15 protein-coding genes are annotated in these 13836 nt (G+C 55.7%); 10 read left to right on the top strand and 5 right to left on the bottom strand.

Features of this window, described 5'->3' with window-relative positions; all coding sequences use genetic code 11:
- Window positions 1–526: 526 nt before the first annotated feature.
- The 9 genes from rpmH to L3069_RS22730 all read left to right on the top strand — a co-directional run bounded on the left by rpmH (window position 527) and on the right by L3069_RS22730 (window position 8046).
- The gene (rpmH, locus tag L3069_RS22770; protein ID WP_000831330.1) at window positions 527–667 is read left to right on the top strand and encodes a 50S ribosomal protein L34; all 141 of its coding nucleotides are present in this window, start codon (window positions 527–529) and stop codon (window positions 665–667) included.
- A gap of 16 nt (window positions 668–683) precedes the next feature.
- Complete coding sequence (gene rnpA, locus L3069_RS22765) at window positions 684–1043, top strand: ribonuclease P protein component (protein WP_006808764.1); 360 nt, start codon at window positions 684–686, stop codon at window positions 1041–1043.
- Window positions 1007–1264, top strand: coding sequence for a membrane protein insertion efficiency factor YidD (yidD, locus tag L3069_RS22760; RefSeq protein ID WP_001307474.1), 258 nt, complete (start codon window positions 1007–1009; stop codon window positions 1262–1264). Before rnpA ends, yidD begins: the two co-directional genes overlap by 37 nt.
- A gap of 2 nt (window positions 1265–1266) precedes the next feature.
- Window positions 1267–2910, top strand: coding sequence for a membrane protein insertase YidC (gene yidC, locus L3069_RS22755; RefSeq protein ID WP_023298949.1), 1644 nt, complete (start codon window positions 1267–1269; stop codon window positions 2908–2910).
- Window positions 2911–2982: 72 nt separating this feature from the next.
- Complete coding sequence (gene mnmE, locus L3069_RS22750) at window positions 2983–4347, top strand: tRNA uridine-5-carboxymethylaminomethyl(34) synthesis GTPase MnmE (RefSeq protein ID WP_022649885.1); 1365 nt, start codon at window positions 2983–2985, stop codon at window positions 4345–4347.
- A gap of 111 nt (window positions 4348–4458) precedes the next feature.
- Window positions 4459–5634, top strand: coding sequence for an MFS transporter (locus L3069_RS22745; RefSeq protein ID WP_032677160.1), 1176 nt, complete (start codon window positions 4459–4461; stop codon window positions 5632–5634).
- Window positions 5603–6574, top strand: coding sequence for an HTH-type transcriptional regulator YidZ (yidZ, locus tag L3069_RS22740; protein WP_038414973.1), 972 nt, complete (start codon window positions 5603–5605; stop codon window positions 6572–6574). The genes L3069_RS22745 and yidZ overlap by 32 nt, the downstream gene beginning before the upstream one ends.
- A 122-nt stretch (window positions 6575–6696) precedes the next feature.
- The gene (locus L3069_RS22735) at window positions 6697–7443 is read left to right on the top strand and encodes a 4'-phosphopantetheinyl transferase superfamily protein (RefSeq protein WP_038414972.1); all 747 of its coding nucleotides are present in this window, start codon (window positions 6697–6699) and stop codon (window positions 7441–7443) included.
- 36 nt (window positions 7444–7479) lie between these two features.
- Window positions 7480–8046, top strand: a complete 567-nt coding sequence (locus L3069_RS22730) for an NADPH-dependent FMN reductase (protein ID WP_038414971.1) — start codon at window positions 7480–7482, stop codon at window positions 8044–8046.
- A 90-nt stretch (window positions 8047–8136) separates the two neighbouring features.
- On the opposite strand, the gene adeP is transcribed toward L3069_RS22730, so the two are convergent.
- Window positions 8137–9474, bottom strand: coding sequence for an adenine permease AdeP (gene adeP / locus L3069_RS22725; RefSeq protein WP_139152660.1), 1338 nt, complete (start codon window positions 9472–9474; stop codon window positions 8137–8139).
- Between the two features lie 165 nt (window positions 9475–9639).
- On the opposite strand from adeP, the gene yieH reads away from it, so the two are divergent.
- On the top strand, window positions 9640–10305 hold the full coding sequence (yieH, locus tag L3069_RS22720) for a 6-phosphogluconate phosphatase (RefSeq protein WP_022649879.1): 666 nt from the start codon (window positions 9640–9642) through the stop codon (window positions 10303–10305).
- A gap of 85 nt (window positions 10306–10390) precedes the next feature.
- Here the strand turns inward: yieH and phoU are convergent, their stop codons facing one another.
- The 4 genes from phoU to pstC are packed head-to-tail and all read right to left on the bottom strand — an operon-like array spanning window position 10391 to window position 13813.
- The gene (phoU, locus tag L3069_RS22715) at window positions 10391–11116 is read right to left on the bottom strand and encodes a phosphate signaling complex protein PhoU (protein WP_003861153.1); all 726 of its coding nucleotides are present in this window, start codon (window positions 11114–11116) and stop codon (window positions 10391–10393) included.
- A gap of 26 nt (window positions 11117–11142) precedes the next feature.
- Complete coding sequence (pstB, locus tag L3069_RS22710; protein WP_003861154.1) at window positions 11143–11916, bottom strand: phosphate ABC transporter ATP-binding protein PstB; 774 nt, start codon at window positions 11914–11916, stop codon at window positions 11143–11145.
- Between the two features lie 47 nt (window positions 11917–11963).
- A complete protein-coding gene (gene pstA / locus L3069_RS22705) occupies window positions 11964–12854 on the bottom strand; it encodes a phosphate ABC transporter permease PstA (RefSeq protein WP_022649878.1) in 891 nt (296 codons plus the stop codon).
- Window positions 12854–13813, bottom strand: a complete 960-nt coding sequence (gene pstC, locus L3069_RS22700; protein WP_022649877.1) for a phosphate ABC transporter permease PstC — start codon at window positions 13811–13813, stop codon at window positions 12854–12856. The genes pstA and pstC overlap by 1 nt, the downstream gene beginning before the upstream one ends.
- Window positions 13814–13836: the final 23 nt, after the last annotated feature.

Raw genomic sequence — 13836 nt, 5'->3', positions numbered from 1 at the left:
GCTATCGTTGATACAGCCTGAACGATGTTGTGTTTATGTCCGGCCAGGATCGCTGGATCCCGATCAGGACCGCGGATCATAGCCTAAACTGAGCCAGAGATCTTCTGTTTCTCACAGATTCTTCCCGATTTATCCACAGGAAGATCCGGAATCGGGTAAGTGTAAACGATCCTGACGCGAGTGCCTCGCGATTTAGGCCGCATATTGGAAAATTTAATGAGCACAGACAATTTTGGGCTTAAATGATCTAACGAAGATCCAGGAGGATCCTTGCGCTTTGTTGGCGAGCCCGTATAATCCTCGACCCGGCGCGTGATGCTCATCTTCCTGCGTCGTTCGTTGCTCATTTTCCACGCGAAATCGTGCGGAAATACGCAGGGATTTAAGGAAAGAGAATTGACTCCGGAGTGTACAATTATTACAATCCGGCCTCTTTAATCACCCACGCTGAGGCGTTAGTCGTTCGAATCTCGTTCGGGTATACGCAAAAGTCAGTGAATTTATTCAAGTTTAGGTAGAAATCGCCATGAAACGCACTTTTCAACCGTCTGTACTGAAGCGCAACCGTTCTCACGGCTTCCGTGCTCGTATGGCTACTAAAAATGGTCGTCAGGTTCTGGCACGTCGTCGTGCTAAAGGCCGCGCTCGTCTGACCGTTTCCAAGTAATAAAGCTAACCCCTGAGTGGTTAAGCTCGCATTTCCCAGGGAGTTACGTTTGTTAACTCCCACTCATTTCACTTTCGTCTTCCAGCAGCCACTACGGGCTGGCACGCCGCAAATCACCATCCTCGGCCGCCAAAATTCGCTGGGGCATCCCCGCATCGGTCTCACAGTCGCCAAGAAAAACGTTAAGCGTGCGCATGAACGCAACCGGATTAAACGTCTGACGCGTGAAAGCTTCCGTTTACGTCAGCACGAACTGCCTTCAATGGATTTCGTGGTGGTGGCTAAAAAAGGGGTTGCCGACCTCGATAACCGTGCTCTCTCGGAAGCGTTGGAAAAATTATGGCGCCGCCACTGTCGCCTGGCTCGCGGGTCCTGATAGCCCTCATTCGGGTCTATCAACGCCTGATTAGTCCGCTACTCGGGCCACATTGCCGTTTCACGCCAACATGCTCAAGCTACGGAATTGAGGCATTGCGCAGGTTTGGAGTGATAAAAGGCAGTTGGTTGACGGTGAAACGCGTATTAAAATGCCACCCTTTACACCCAGGTGGAGACGACCCCGTCCCTCCAGGACCTTTTGATACCAGAGAACACTAACGATGGATTCGCAACGCAATCTTCTTATCATCGCTTTGTTGTTCGTGTCTTTCATGATCTGGCAGGCATGGGAGCAGGATAAAAATCCTCAACCCCAGCAGCAGACCACGCAGACCACGACCACCGCAGCGGGTAGCGCCGCCGACCAGGGCGTACCGGCCAGTGGCCAGGGGAAACAGATTACGGTTAAGACCGATGTGCTTGAGCTGACTATCAACACCCGTGGTGGTGATGTTGAGCAGGCGCTGCTGTTGACCTACCCGAAAGAGCTGAAGTCTACCGAACCGTTCCAGTTACTGGAAACCACGCCTGAGTTTATCTACCAGGCACAGAGCGGCCTGACCGGTCGTGATGGCCCGGATAACCCGGCGAACGGTGCGCGTCCACTGTATAACGTCGAGAATGACACCTTTGTGCTGGCTGATGGCCAGAACGAACTGGTTATTCCGATGACCTACACCGACGCGGCAGGCAACACCTTCACCAAAACCTTCACCCTGAAACGCGGTGAATATGCGGTGAACGTGGGCTACAGCGTACAGAACACCGGTGCGAAACCGCTGGAAATCTCTACCTTTGGTCAGCTGAAGCAGTCCATCAATCTGCCGTCTCACCGTGACACCGGAAGCAGCAACTTTGCGCTGCATACCTTCCGTGGCGCGGCTTACTCCACGCCAGATACTAAGTACGAGAAATACAAATTCGACACCATTGCCGATAACGAAAACCTGAACGTCAGCTCTAAAGGCGGTTGGGTCGCAATGCTGCAACAGTATTTCGCGACGGCGTGGGTACCGAATAACGACGGTACGAACAACTTCTACACCGCGAACCTCGGCAACGGTATTGCAGCCATCGGCTACAAATCTCAGCCGGTTCTGGTGCAGCCGGGTCAAACCGGTAAGCTGGCAAGCACCCTGTGGGTCGGCCCGGAAATCCAGGACAAAATGGCTGCCGTTGCGCCGCACCTGGATCTGACCGTTGATTACGGTTGGTTGTGGTTCATCTCTCAGCCGCTGTTTAAGCTGCTGAAGTTCATCCACAGCTTCCTGGGTAACTGGGGCTTCTCCATCATCGTTATCACCTTTATCGTTCGTGGCATCATGTACCCGCTGACTAAAGCGCAGTACACCTCCATGGCGAAGATGCGTATGCTACAGCCGAAGATTCAGGCTATGCGTGAGCGTCTGGGCGATGACAAACAGCGTCAGAGCCAGGAGATGATGGCCCTGTATAAAGCAGAAAAAGTGAACCCACTGGGTGGTTGCTTCCCGCTGCTGATTCAGATGCCAATCTTCCTTGCGCTGTACTACATGCTGATGGGTTCCGTTGAGCTGCGCCACGCGCCGTTCGCCCTGTGGATCCATGACCTGTCCGCACAGGACCCGTACTACATCCTGCCGATCCTGATGGGCGTGACGATGTTCTTCATCCAGAAGATGTCTCCGACCACCGTGACTGACCCGATGCAGCAGAAGATCATGACCTTTATGCCGGTCATCTTCACCGTGTTCTTCCTGTGGTTCCCGTCAGGTCTGGTGCTGTACTATATCGTCAGCAACCTGGTGACCATCATCCAGCAGCAGCTGATTTACCGTGGTCTGGAAAAACGTGGCCTGCATAGCCGCGAAAAGAAAAAGTCCTGATTCGGTAACTTAACGCTAAAATAAGGGCGGTCGATTGACCGCCTTTTTTATTTGTATTGAACGAGAGCAACCATGAGCCATAACGACACTATCGTCGCCCAGGCAACCCCACCGGGACGCGGTGGTGTAGGCATTCTGCGCATCTCCGGCCTGAAGGCGCGTGAGGTGGCCGAAGCGGTGCTGGGTAAACTGCCAAAGCCGCGCTACGCTGATTATCTGCCATTTAAAGATGCCGACGGCACCTCGCTGGACCAGGGCATTGCGCTGTGGTTCCCCGGCCCAAACTCCTTTACCGGCGAAGACGTGCTGGAGCTTCAGGGTCACGGCGGCCCGGTGATCCTCGACCTGCTGTTAAAACGTATTCTGACCCTGCCTGGCCTGCGCATTGCGAAGCCGGGTGAGTTCTCCGAGCGTGCCTTCCTGAACGATAAGCTCGACCTGGCTCAGGCCGAAGCGATTGCCGACCTGATCGACGCCAGTTCCGAACAGGCAGCCCGCTCCGCGCTGAACTCGTTGCAGGGGGCATTTTCCGCACGCGTGAATCACCTTGTGGAAGCACTTACTCACCTGCGAATCTATGTTGAAGCGGCTATCGACTTCCCGGACGAGGAGATTGACTTCCTTTCTGACGGCAAAATCGAAGCCCAGCTCAACCAGGTGATGAACGATCTGGATGCCGTTCGCGCCGAAGCGCGCCAGGGCAGCCTGCTGCGTGAGGGCATGAAGGTGGTCATTGCTGGTCGCCCCAACGCCGGGAAATCAAGCCTGCTGAACGCCCTGGCGGGCCGTGAAGCGGCGATCGTGACCGACATAGCCGGTACCACCCGCGATGTTCTGCGCGAGCATATCCATATCGACGGCATGCCGCTGCACATCATCGATACCGCTGGCCTGCGCGATGCGAGCGATGAAGTCGAGCGTATCGGTATCGAACGCGCCTGGCAGGAGATCGAGCAGGCCGACCGCGTGTTGTTTATGGTGGACGGCACCACGACCGACGCCGTTGACCCGGCTGAAATCTGGCCAGACTTTATCGCCCGTCTCCCGGCCAAACTGCCGATCACCGTGGTGCGCAATAAGGCCGACGTTACCGGCGAAACGCTGGGCATCAGCGATGTGAATGGCCACTCACTTATTCGTCTGTCGGCCCGTACCGGGGAAGGCGTGGAAGCCCTGCGTAACCACCTCAAACAGAGCATGGGCTTCGACACCAGTATGGAGGGCGGCTTCCTGGCGCGTCGTCGTCACTTGCAGGCGCTGGAAGAGGCGGCTCGCCACCTTGAGCAGGGCAAAGCCCAGCTGATCGGCGCTTGGGCCGGCGAGCTGCTGGCGGAGGAACTGCGTCTGGCGCAGCAGAACCTGAGCGAGATCACCGGGGAGTTTACGTCGGACGATCTGCTTGGACGAATTTTCTCAAGCTTTTGTATTGGTAAGTAATCCCCGATAGAACATGGTGATTTCCTCCAGGGAAATCACCATTGTCCCAATGGCAACTCGCTTAATCCCCCCATGCCCCCTATCCTGCTTGCCTGCATCTATGGGGGATTTATGGCTCGTTTTCTGTTTTGTAGTTTCGCATTAGTTCTGCTGTATCCGTCCGGTATTGATATGTATCTGGTGGGGCTACCGCATATTGCCCGCGATCTGGGTGCCAGCGAGGCGCAACTGCACATCGCGTTTTCGGCCTACCTCGCGGGTATGGCGTCATCAATGGTATTTGCCGGGAAAATCGCGGACAGAGCCGGCCGTCAACCCGTCGCCATTACGGGGGCGGTTATCTTTACGCTGGCATCGGTACTGTGTTCAATGGCTCAGGAAAGCACAATGTTCCTGTCAGGGCGCTTTATCCAGGGCATTGGCGCGGGCGGCTGTTACGTGGTGGCGTTTGCCATTCTGCGCGATACCTTGAGCGCCCAGCGCCGCGCCAGGGTGCTGTCGATGCTGAACGGCATTACCTGCATCATCCCGGTGCTGGCACCGGTTGTAGGCTACCTGATCATGCTGAAATTTCCATGGCAGAGCCTTTTCTGGACTATGGCCACAATGGGCGCCATCGTCTTTATACTGTCCGTGACGGTGTTGAAAGAGACCCATCCCGGTTCGCAGCAGACGCACCACGCTGCTACCATTCATCCGGCTGAAAAGCTTCTGAATCGCTTTTTCCTGAGCCGCCTGGCCATCATCACGCTCAGCGTGGCGGTGATCCTCACCTATGTAAACGTTTCCCCGGTGTTACTGATGGAGACGATAGGCTTCGATCGCGGTGAGTATTCGACGGTGATGGCGCTCAATGCGATGGTCAGCATGGCGGTTTCATTCTCGATGCCCTTTGCGCTCAATATCTTCCGCCAGCGCACGCTGATGCTCACTTCACAGACGCTGTTTCTCGCCGCAGGCGTGATTCTGGCGACCGCCACCTCACATGCGCTGATGCTGGTGGGTATGACCCTGATCTGCGCCGGATTCTCCGGCGGCTTCGGCGTGGCGATGAGTCAGGCGCTTGGCCCGTTCTCACTGCGGGCAGGCGTGGCAAGCTCGGTGCTGGGCATTGCGCAGGTCTGCGGTTCGTCGCTGTGGATTTGGCTGGCGGCGGTGATCGGCCTTAACGCGCTGAATATGCTGATCGGGGTTCTGATTGGCTGTAGCATACTCTGCATTACCTTACTTATGGTCATCCAGCCCGCGGCGCACTATGAAGAAGCCCATCAGCAGTCTCGATCTTAATCTTTTACTTTGCCTGCAGTTGTTGTTGCAGGAGCGCAGCGTCACCAAAGCCGCGAAGCGAATGAACGTGACGCCGTCCGCAGTGAGTAAATCGCTGGCGAAGCTGCGCGACTGGTTCGACGATCCGCTGTTTGTGAAAACGCCTTTAGGGCTACTGCCCACGCCGCTAACGGTGAGTCTGGAACAGGATCTGGCCGACTGGATGCAGATTGGCAATCAGATCGTCGATAAATTCCACCATAGCTCTCCAGGCGGGCTCAAGTTTGTGCTCGCCGCCGAAACGCCGCTGATGCTGATTCGCTTCAACACCCTGCTGGAGCAGGTGAATGAGCGCTACCCACAGGCGACGGTGAAGTTGCGCCAGTGGGATTATGATTCGCTGGACGCCATTACGCGCGGGGAGGTCGATCTCGGTTTTACCGGTCGCGAAACGCACCCGCGCTCCCGCGAGCTGCTAAAGCTGATGCCGTGGTTTATTGACTACGAAATCCTGTTCAGCGACCGTCCGTGCGTCTATCTGCGAGAAGATCATCCGGCACTTCACGAAGCGTGGAACCTTGAGACGTTTCTGCGCTACCCGCATATCAGCATCTTCTGGGAGCGCAGCGATACCTGGGCGCTTGATGAAGTGCTAAAAGAGATGGGCCGGAAGCGCAACGTCGCCATGAGCCTGCCCGGCTTTGAACAGTCGATGTTTATGGCGGCTCAGCCGGACCACAACTACATTGCCACTGCGCCCTACTACTGCCATCACTACAATCAACTCCACCAGCGTAATCTGGTCTGCCTTCCCATTCCCATCGATGAGGCGCAGGCAGAAAAGCTGACCGTACCCTTCACGCTAATCTGGCATAAGCGGAACAGCCATAATCCGAAAATTATCTGGCTGCGCGAAACTATAAAAGCCCTGTATACCGCGCCAGGTCAGGTTTTTGCCTAAGATAATGTAAAGTTCGGTCCTCAGGCTTCTCTTATTTCTATTTACTGATTAAAACAGAAGCTGAGTTAAGCGATAATCATGTAACCGTTTAACCGACTACGACCATTATCAGGGAGCGAAAAATGGCTACGCACTTTGCACGAGGAACATTAACGGAAGGGCATCTCGTATCGGCCAGAATTTCTTCAGCCTGTCACAGTGAGGCGCTCAAACTACCTGAACACCGCAGGACGCGGTTTTTAGCCTCCAGAGCGCTCCTCGCAGAACTGCTTTTTATGCTGTACGGCACCAGCGAACTACCGGACATACTCACCCAGCCAGAAGGTCGCCCGGTTTTTGCGGACCCGGCACTCCCCCATTTTTCCATTGCGTACACTGGCAACATTGTTGGCGTCGCGCTGACGACTGAAGGTGATTGCGGCCTGGATATGGAGCTGCAACGCGTCACGCGCAGCTTCCATGGTGCTAACGCGCTCGATGAATACCCGCTCTCCAGCAATGAAAAGCTGTGGATACGTAACCAGAACGATCCCGTAGAAGCCAGAGCGCAGCTCATCACCCTTCGCCAGAGCATCCGTAAACTGAGCGGCGCGGCATCAGACGACGCCAGCCTGTTGCAGCTGCTTCCCGGCTCCGGACGCCTGCGTGCCGCGAAAGCGTCGCTGGTAGAGGCGCTCAGCGACGCTGAGGACGTACTGATCTGGTCCGTTGCGGTGAGCCCCGCCATCGAACGGCTGAAAATCTGGGAGTTTGACAGTATTCGCGGTTGGCGTAGTCTTCCGGATGTACCTGAGCGCGCCAACGAGCCCGCCGCGCGCCTGATGCGATTAACCAGTTTACCGGTAGAAAAAGCATACACCCATAGCTGATCCGTCCAGGGTCATCATGATGAAACAGGAGTAATCATGTCTGATACGTTGAAAGTTGTTACGTTACTGGGAAGCCTGCGCAAAGGTTCGTTTAACGGGATGGTAGCGCGCACGCTGCCACAGCTAGCGCCTGCGGGAATGGAGATCAGCGCCCTGCCGTCTATTGGCGACATCCCGCTTTATGATGCTGACGTTCAGCAGGAAGAAGGGTTCCCGCACAGCGTGGAGGCGATAGCCGAGCAGATCCGTCAGGCTGATGGTGTAGTAATTGTAACGCCAGAATATAACTACTCGGTTCCGGGGGGTCTGAAGAACGCGATTGACTGGTTATCCCGTTTACCGGAGCAGCCGCTGTCAGGCAAACCGGTGCTGATCCAGACCAGCTCAATGGGCGCCATCGGCGGTGCGCGCTGCCAGTATCACCTGCGACAGATCCTGGTGTTCCTGGATGCGATGGTGATGAACAAGCCGGAATTTATGGGCGGCGTGATTCAGAACAAAGTCGACCCGCAGACGGGTGAAGTGGTGGATCAGAGTACGCGTGATCATCTCTCTGGTCAGTTGACTGCGTTTGGGGATTATATTAAGCGGGTTAAAAGCTGATAAAAAAGCCCGGTGGCGCTTCGCTTACCGGGCCTACACTCATCAGTAGGTCAGGTAAGCGAAGCGCCACCTGACACCACAAACCGCACCTTAGTGCGCGTCAATAAACACAATCTTGAGCACAAACAGCAGCGCCACAATCATCACGCACGGGCTGAGTTCGCGGAAACGGCCGGTACCGATCTTCATCACACAGTACGAGATAAAGCCCAGCGCGATACCTTCGGTGATCGAGAAGCTGAACGGCATCATCACCGCGGTAATAAACGCCGGAACGGCTTCCGTCAGATCTTCCCACTTCACGCGCGCCAGGCTCGAGGTCATCAGCACGCCGACGTAGATCAGCGCGCCAGCTGCCGCGTACGGTGGCACCATCCCCGCCAGCGGAGAGAGGAAGATCACCAGCAGGAACAGCAGACCCACGACTACCGCCGTCAGGCCAGTACGGCCACCCACGGACACGCCCGAAGAGGATTCAATGTAAGCGGTAACAGACGAGGTGCCGATGAAAGAACCCGCAACGGACGAGATGCTATCCACATACAGCGCCTGCTTCATGCGCGGGAATTTGCCTTTCTCGTCCGCCAGACCCGCTTTGTCCGTCACGCCAATCAGCGTACCGGAGGAGTCAAACAGGTTGACCAGCATGAAGGAGAAAATCACTCCGGCCAGACCCAGGTTCAGCGAGCCCGCCAGATCAACGTGACCAATCACGGTAGAAACGCTCGGTGGCGCAGAGACAATACCGCTGTAATGCACGTCACCCAGCATCCAGCCCAGCAGCGTGGTCACGATGATAGAGACCAGCACCGCAGCGTGGATGTTACGCGACGCCAGGATCGCGATAATAAAGAAGCCCAGCACGCCCAGCAGCACGCTGTGAGAGGTCAGGTTACCAATACTCACCAGCGTTTCCGGGTTCGCCACGATTACGCCAGCGTTTTTCAGCCCCATCATGCCGATAAACAGACCGATACCGCTGGTGATACCCACGCGCAGGCTCACGGGAATGTTCGCAATCATCCAGTAGCGCACACGGAAGATGGTCAGCAGCAGCAGGCCGACCGCGCCCCAGAAAATAGCGCCCATCCCGACCTGCCACGGCAGGCCCATCGCCTGAACCACCACGAACGCAAAGAACGCATTCAGACCCATTGCCGGGGCCAACGCCACGGGCAGATTAGCGAAAACGCCCATCAGGATGCTGCCAAGCGCCGCGATCAGACAGGTGGTAACAAAGACGGCGCTGGTGTCCATGCCAGCCACGCCCAGAATTTGCGGGTTAACGAAAACGATATAGACCATCGTCAGGAAGGTAGTAAAACCGGCGATCACTTCGGTGCGTGCCGTTGTGCCGTGCTCGCGCAGTTTGAACACGCGCTCAAGCAGCCCCTGACCAGATGTCTGGGTAGTGTGTTGTTGACTCATCATCAATTTCCGAACAAGGAGGGAAAATTCGTCGCTATCCTATACCAAAATGCGACAATAGTGGCGGTTACGGGATACTTTTTTCATTGATTTTGCTTATACGGCAACGATTGCGTCTCGTTAAACTGTCGTACGTAAACGTTAAACTTGTTAAAAGGGAAAGGCATGTCCGGAATTGAAGCGGTATTTTTCGACTGTGACGGTACGCTGGTCGACAGTGAGGTCATTTGTTCCCGCGCGTATGTCGCCATGTTCCAGGAATTTGGCATTACGCTCGATCTCGAAGAGGTGTTTAAACGCTTTAAGGGCGTGAAGCTGTACGAGATCATCGACATCATTAACGAAGAGCACGGGGTGGATCTGGCGAAAGCGGATCTGGAACCGGTGTACCGCGCCGAGGTCGCACGCCTCTTCGACGCCGAGCTGGAAGTTATCGCCGGCGCTAACGCGCTGCTGGATGCGATGACGGTGCCGATCTGCGTGGTCTCTAACGGCCCGGTCAGCAAAATGCAGCATTCACTCGGCAAGCTGGACATGTTGCACCACTTCCCGGAAAAACTGTTCAGCGGCTACGATATCCAGCGCTGGAAGCCGGATCCGGCATTGATGTTCCACGCGGCGAAGGCGATGAACGTCAACGTGGAGAACTGCATCCTGGTGGATGACTCGTCTGCGGGCGCGCAGTCGGGGATTGATGCGGGGATGGAGGTGTTTTACTTCTGCGCCGATCCGCACAACAAGCCGATCGATCATCCAAAAGTGACGACCTTTACAGACCTGGCGCAGCTGCCGGAATTGTGGAAGGCGCGCGGGTGGGATATTACTCGCTGAAAAAACAAAGCCGGATGGCGCTAACGCTTATCCGGCCTACAAGGATCGTAGGGCGGGTAAGCGATAGCGCCACCCGCCACACACATCACTCTTTCGGATCTTTACCCGCCAGCAGCTTGTCCAGCTCGTCGCCGCCCACGTGACGGAAATCCTGTCCCTTCACGAAGTAGAAGATGTATTCGCAAATGTTCTGGCAGCGGTCGCCAATACGCTCAATTGAGCGCGCGCAGAACAGCGCGGTCAGCACGCTTGGAATGGTACGGGAATCTTCCATCATGTAGGTCATTAGCTGACGCACTATGCCTTCGTATTCCTGGTCAACTTTCTTATCTTCACGGTAGATACGGACCGCTTCGTCCAGATCCATGCGCGCGAAAGCGTCCAGCACATCGTGCAGCATCTGCACGGTGTGGCGACCGAGAGACTCCAGGCTCACCAGCAGCGGCTGGTGCTGCTGGGAGAATTTCTCCAGCGCGGTACGGCAGATTTTATCCGCCACGTCACCAATACGCTCCAGCTCGGCGATAGTTTTGATGATCGCCATTACCAGACGCAGGTCGCTCGCGGTTGGCTGACGCTTGGCAATGATGCGCACGCACGCTTCGTCGATGGCGACTTCCATCATATTGACGTTGTGATCGCCTTCGATAACGCGCTTCGCCAGCTCGCTGTCCTGGTTGTGCATTGCCGTAATCGCATCAGAAAGCTGCTGCTCGACCATGCCGCCCATGGTCATCACCTGGGTGCGAATGCTTTCCAGCTCTGCGTTAAACTGGCCGGAAATGTGTTTATTAAGATTGAGGTTGTCCATGGTTTCTCCACATGCACTAAGGCAAATCAACCGTAGCGGCCAGTAATATAATCTTCGGTTTGTTTCTTCGCAGGACGGGTGAACAGCGCGTCCGTATCGCTGAACTCAATCAACTCGCCCAGGTACATAAACGCCGTGTGGTCAGAACAACGGGCAGCCTGCTGCATGTTGTGAGTGACGATCACCACGGTGTAATCCTGCTTCAGCTCGGTGATCAGCTCTTCGATACGCCCGGTTGAGATCGGGTCAAGGGCTGAGCACGGCTCATCCAGCAGCAAGACTTCCGGGCGAATGGCGATACCGCGCGCAATGCACAGACGCTGCTGCTGACCACCGGAGAGAGAGTACCCGCTCTGGTGAAGTTTATCTTTGGTTTCGTTCCATAATGCGGCCTTGGTCAATGCCCACTGCACGCGCTCGTCCATATCCGCACGGGAGAGCTTCTCAAACAGACGCACACCAAAGGCGATGTTGTCATAGATCGACATCGGGAACGGAGTGGGTTTCTGGAACACCATCCCCACTTTCGCACGCAGCAGGGCGATATCCTGGGTATTGGTCAGGATGTTGTCACCGTCCAGCAGAATTTCACCTTCTGCGCGCTGCTCCGGATAGAGCGAATACATTTTGTTAAAGGTGCGCAGCAGCGTGGATTTACCACAGCCAGACGGACCGATAAATGCCGTGACCTGGTTCTTCGCGATATCCAGGTTGATATTCTTCAGGGCATGGAATTTGCCGTAGTAGAAGTTCAAATCACGAACCTGAATCTTACCCGGGGCAGTATCAACCATACTCATTGACTCATTTCCTCATTCGGCGCCGCGATGTGCCGCGCCGTAAAAATTTAACCGTGTTTCTGCTTCGCGAAAATGACGCGCGCCAGAATGTTCAGCAACAGTACGCAAAGGGTGATGATCAGCACCCCGGCCCAGGCCAGCTGCTGCCATTCCGCGAATGGGCTCATCGCAAATTTAAAGATCGTCACCGGCAGGTTGGCGATCGGCTGCATCATGTCCGTACTCCAGAACTGGTTGGAGAGGGCGGTAAACAGCAGCGGTGCGGTTTCACCAGCGATACGGGCGATAGCCAGCAGGATACCGGTCATGATCCCCGAGACGGACGCTTTCAGGGTGATCGCCGAAATCATTTTCCATTTCGGCGTGCCCAGCGCGTAAGCCGCTTCACGCAGGCTGTCCGGCACCAGTTTCAGCATGTTTTCAGTGGTACGAATAACGATAGGCACCTGCAACAGCGCCAGCGCAATCACACCCGCCCAGCCGGAGAAGTGTTCCATTTGCGCCACCACGATGGTGTAAACAAACAGACCTACCACAATCGACGGGGCAGAAAGCAGAATGTCGTTAATAAAGCGGATGACTTCAGCGATCCAGGACTTGCGGCCATACTCCGCCAGATAGATACCCGCCATGATGCCCAACGGCGTACCGAAAACGGTCGCCCACAGGATCAGCAGGCCGCTGCCCGCCAGGGCGTTTGCCAGACCACCACCCGCCGTGTTTGGCGGCGGCGTCATCTCGGTGAACAGCGCCAGGGACATTCCATCAATACCACGGGTGATGGTGGACATCAGGATCCAGATCAGCCAGAACAGGCCGAACGCCATCGTGGCCATGGAAAGCGTCAGCGCAATGCGGTTTTTAATCCGGCGCTTTGACTGCATTTTGCGACGAGATTCCGCAAGCTGAGCGGTGTTTTGCATGTCGAGAGTCGCCATTAGCGTGCCCCCTCGTTTTTAGCCAGACGCATAATCATCAGCTTGGAGATAGCCAGCACAATAAAGGTAATAACAAACAGGATCAGGCCTAGTTCCATCAGCGCTGCGACGTGCAGCCCGGATTCCGCTTCGGCAAATTCGTTCGCCAGCGCAGAGGTAATACTGTTCCCCGGCATGTAGAGCGACACGCTGTCGAGCTGGTAGGTGTTGCCGATGATAAAGGTCACCGCCATGGTTTCACCCAGCGCGCGGCCTAAGCCCAGCATGATGCCGCCGATCACCCCATTTTTGGTGAACGGAAGGACGATGCGCCAGATAACCTCCCAGGTGGTGCAGCCGATGCCGTAGGCCGACTCTTTCATCATCACCGGGGTTTGTTCGAAGACATCGCGCATGACCGCCGCAATGTACGGAATAATCATGATGGCGAGTATCACGCCAGCCGCCAGAATACCGATACCGAATGCCGGGCCAGAGAACAGGGCGCCCACAAACGGAACGGCGGAGAGAACATTACCCACCGGCTCCTGGAAGTACGTCGCAAACAGCGGAGCAAAGATAAACAGGCCCCACATGCCGTAAACGATACTTGGGATGGCCGCCAGCAGTTCAATGGCGATACCCAGCGGACGTCGCAGCCAGCCTGGTGCCAGCTCCGTCAGGAACAGGGCAATACCGAAGCTTACCGGCACCGCAATCAGCAGAGCGATAAAAGAGGTCACCAGCGTGCCGTAAATCGGCACCAGCGCACCGTAAATATCGTTCGGCGCATCCCACTCTTTGGTCCACAGGAAGGCGAAACCAAATTTTTGAATGCTCGGCCAGGAGGAGAATATGAGGGACACGATAATGCCGCCCAGCAGCAATAGCACAATCAGCGCAGCCAGTTTCACCAGCGCGCTGAAAATCATGTCACCTTTTTTACCCGGAGGGTTAAATGCAGGCTTGGTTGCAGCCATAAATTACTCTTCTTTATGAGACG

The sequence above is a fragment of the Enterobacter cloacae complex sp. ECL411 genome (assembly GCF_021869665.1).
Classification (GTDB): Bacteria; Pseudomonadota; Gammaproteobacteria; order Enterobacterales; family Enterobacteriaceae; genus Enterobacter; species Enterobacter intestinihominis.
The sequence above is the reverse complement of the archived record's forward strand: the minus strand, read 5'-3'. Positions and strand labels throughout refer to the sequence as shown.

Coding starts and splice junctions, on each gene's coding strand:
- rpmH (WP_000831330.1), top strand. CDS start 527: ATGAAACGCACTTTTCAACCGTCTGTACTGAAGCGCAACCGTTCTCAC.
- yidD (WP_001307474.1), top strand. CDS start 1,007: ATGGCGCCGCCACTGTCGCCTGGCTCGCGGGTCCTGATAGCCCTCATT.
- yidC (WP_023298949.1), top strand. CDS start 1,267: ATGGATTCGCAACGCAATCTTCTTATCATCGCTTTGTTGTTCGTGTCT.
- mnmE (WP_022649885.1), top strand. CDS start 2,983: ATGAGCCATAACGACACTATCGTCGCCCAGGCAACCCCACCGGGACGC.
- L3069_RS22745 (WP_032677160.1), top strand. CDS start 4,459: ATGGCTCGTTTTCTGTTTTGTAGTTTCGCATTAGTTCTGCTGTATCCG.
- yidZ (WP_038414973.1), top strand. CDS start 5,603: ATGAAGAAGCCCATCAGCAGTCTCGATCTTAATCTTTTACTTTGCCTG.
- L3069_RS22735 (WP_038414972.1), top strand. CDS start 6,697: ATGGCTACGCACTTTGCACGAGGAACATTAACGGAAGGGCATCTCGTA.
- L3069_RS22730 (WP_038414971.1), top strand. CDS start 7,480: ATGTCTGATACGTTGAAAGTTGTTACGTTACTGGGAAGCCTGCGCAAA.
- adeP (WP_139152660.1), bottom strand. CDS start 9,474: ATGAGTCAACAACACACTACCCAGACATCTGGTCAGGGGCTGCTTGAG.
- yieH (WP_022649879.1), top strand. CDS start 9,640: ATGTCCGGAATTGAAGCGGTATTTTTCGACTGTGACGGTACGCTGGTC.
- phoU (WP_003861153.1), bottom strand. CDS start 11,116: ATGGACAACCTCAATCTTAATAAACACATTTCCGGCCAGTTTAACGCA.
- pstB (WP_003861154.1), bottom strand. CDS start 11,916: ATGAGTATGGTTGATACTGCCCCGGGTAAGATTCAGGTTCGTGATTTG.
- pstA (WP_022649878.1), bottom strand. CDS start 12,854: ATGGCGACTCTCGACATGCAAAACACCGCTCAGCTTGCGGAATCTCGT.
- pstC (WP_022649877.1), bottom strand. CDS start 13,813: ATGGCTGCAACCAAGCCTGCATTTAACCCTCCGGGTAAAAAAGGTGAC.